Origin of the sequence: Mesorhizobium sp. M2A.F.Ca.ET.039.01.1.1 (assembly GCF_003998035.1) — a bacterium.
Taxonomy (GTDB): Bacteria; Pseudomonadota; Alphaproteobacteria; order Rhizobiales; family Rhizobiaceae; genus Mesorhizobium.
In genome coordinates, this window is sequence record NZ_RZRY01000815.1 from 1 (window position 1) to 2533 (window position 2533).

At 65.8% G+C, this 2533-nt stretch carries 5 protein-coding genes; all 5 read right to left on the bottom strand.

All coding sequences use genetic code 11. The annotated features are described in order from the left end of the window. On the bottom strand, window positions 1-785 hold a 785-nt coding region (locus EOA24_RS34100; protein ID WP_245501917.1), incomplete at its 3' end, for a DNA cytosine methyltransferase. Window positions 786-811: 26 nt separating this feature from the next. Next, a complete protein-coding gene (locus EOA24_RS34105; protein WP_127410597.1) occupies window positions 812-1360 on the bottom strand; it encodes a hypothetical protein in 549 nt (182 codons plus the stop codon). Continuing rightward, window positions 1357-1899, bottom strand: a complete 543-nt coding sequence (locus tag EOA24_RS34110; protein WP_127410598.1) for a hypothetical protein — start codon at window positions 1897-1899, stop codon at window positions 1357-1359. The genes EOA24_RS34105 and EOA24_RS34110 overlap by 4 nt, the downstream gene beginning before the upstream one ends. After that, on the bottom strand, window positions 1892-2191 hold the full coding sequence (locus tag EOA24_RS34115; protein ID WP_127410599.1) for a hypothetical protein: 300 nt from the start codon (window positions 2189-2191) through the stop codon (window positions 1892-1894). The genes EOA24_RS34110 and EOA24_RS34115 overlap by 8 nt, the downstream gene beginning before the upstream one ends. Further along, window positions 2188-2533 (bottom strand): hypothetical protein (locus EOA24_RS34120; protein ID WP_210213631.1); only part of this gene is annotated, 346 nt, incomplete at its 5' end. The genes EOA24_RS34115 and EOA24_RS34120, both read right to left, overlap by 4 nt.

Below are 2533 nucleotides of genomic sequence, written 5' to 3' on the forward strand. Positions count from 1 at the left end.
GTGCGCCGCAGCGTCGCGTCGGCCAGGGGCTTCTTCCGGCCGAAGATCGATTTCACCGGCAGCGACCAGTCGATGATGGTATGCGCGCCAATCCACGGCTTGAGCCCGAGTTGCTTGGCGACCTTGCGGGGCGCATGCGTGCGCTCCGGCCATGAGATCGGCCCGCCGTCGGCCTTGGCGACGCCGAAGAAGCGCTTGCGAATCGTCGGCACACCGTAGTCGGCGCAGACCAGCACACGATGCTCGAAACTGTAGCCGAGGCCGCGCAAGTGCTTTAGCCAGGCGCGCCAGATGCGTCCCTTGTGGCGAGGATCCGGTATCAGCCACTGCTCCTGCACCGGAACGCGCTCGCCCTTCGCCGCGACTGTGCCGTCGAGCCTCAGCACGCAGCCAGTTGCCGGATCGCGCTTGGCGATAAGCGGTCCCCAAGTGGTGATCTCCTGCACGTTTTCCATGGTAATCACTTCCGGCCGCACGGTGCCGGCCCAGCGGCAGATCACCCATGCGAGCGAACGCCGCCGCTTGCTGACCGGCTTCGAGCCCTTGGCGACCGAGAAATGCGTGCAGTCGGGAGAGGCATGCAGAACGCGGACGCCACGGCCATTGGTGACCTGTCGCGGATCAGCCTCGAAGACATCGCAGCGCAGATGTCGTGTATGGCGGTGCCGGCGCTCGTGCACGGCCACGGCCACAGGATCATGGTTGATGGCGACATGGACATGGAAGCCGGCATCCTCCAGCCCATCGCAGCCGCCACCCATTCCGGCGAAAAGGACAGCAGTCATCCGGTTATCAAGCAAAAATCCTGCGTTCATCTCTGCGCCTTCAGCCATGCGGCGAAATCGGCCCGCAGCGCTTTCCACGCTTCGGCCGCACTGCCATCCGTGTTGAGTTCGATGCGGGACCGGACGCCGAGGATCGAGCGAACTCGCTGCGCCACGCGGTCATCCGTCAGGGGCCGTTCCAGCCCGTGCCGCTCTTCGAGATAGACCTTGAAGCGCGCGTCCTGGCATTTCAGCGCGCACTCGGCCGCGAAGTTCTTGTTCGCCGCCGGCTCGCCCGCCGCCTGGTTGGCCGGCGGCGTGCCCTTGAGCTTGCGGATGGTCTGGAACGAATTGTCCAGCAGGCGCAGCAGAAAGCGCACCATGTCCGGCGCGTCGGTGGCGAAGGCCATTTCCTCATTGGTCGCGCCGGCATCGAAGCGCGCCAGCACGAACAATTCGCCCATGGCGCCGCGCATCTCGATGAAGGCGCCGCTCTGGTCGTGCACGCGCGTCCAATCGGCCGGCGCGATCGAGTCGAGCGCGGCCCTGATCTCGCGCAGGCGCTTGGCGTCTGGTGAGAGCGTGTGCGCGTTCACGGCTTTGGCCCCTTTCCGGCAATGGCGCGAATGATGATGGTGCGGTCGCGGCGAAACAGGCGCCCGAGCCGAGCCGGCGAAAGGTCAGGGCGTGCCGCATGGGCCTGCCGGATGGCTTCGTAGCGGGCAGCGACGAGATCGTTCGAGACGCCGGGGCCGAGCATGGCGCTGACGCTGATGCCGTAGCGCTCGGCGACGGCGTTCTGGATTGCGGCAACGCTCGGCAGAACCGGTCCGGTTGAGATGACGATGCGCGCCGTCGCCTCGGCCTCTGCGATGATGGTCGCGGCCTGTATTCTGGCATCGGCCAGCGCCTGCGCGGCCAGTTCACGGTCTGCGGCGGCAGCGGCCAGCATCTGGCGCGCGGCGATGATCAGGCCTTGCGCGCTTTCCGGCCGTGGCTTTTCGACCAGCTTCGGCTTGGCGCGCGGTTCTTTGATGCCGGCGCGCTGCGCCAACAGCCGCGCGCGCAGTTCGGGCGCGTACATGTCGAGGCGCGGCAGGTCGCGGTCCAATTTGCGCAGCGCCGGCTCAGCCATGGTCGCCGCTCCGCTCGATCACGCCGAGCAACGTCGAGGTCGCGCCCGACATCGGCATGGTGCCGCCGAGATTGCCGCGATGACGCGGCTTCGACAGCGTCTCGGCCAGCATGTCGAGATAGTGCTCGCCTTCGCGGAAGGCGGCGCGACGGCAATAGGTGACGAAGGTCGTGCGCCAGCGCATCAGCGTGAAGACGGGCGCGGTGAGCAGCACATTGGCCCGCGCCGAATCGTCCTCGGCGTCGCGCATCGCCTTGACATGCGGGTCGAGGCTTTCGGTGGAATGTGTCATCTGGAATTGACCCTCATGCGCGCGATATCGTCACGCGTTTCACGTTTGTCAGATGGTGTAACCATATGATTCAGAATGGTTTTTACCGTCGTTCGGCGACGCTGATTGCGCCCGAGATAGAGGTATGGGTCGAGCCCCGCATATTCACAGAGCAAGAGGTAATTGCCGGCCGACAGCGTCTTGCCGTTGATGGCGCGCGACAGCATCGCCCGGTCCGTTTCCGGCCAGACGTCCTCGGCCTTGCGCAGCGAATAGCCGAGCTGATCGAGGCGCTGCTGAAATGCGTCGGCGAAGCGGTGGAAGGCGATTTCAGCCATGCTCCTGCCCTCCATGGGTGAGCAC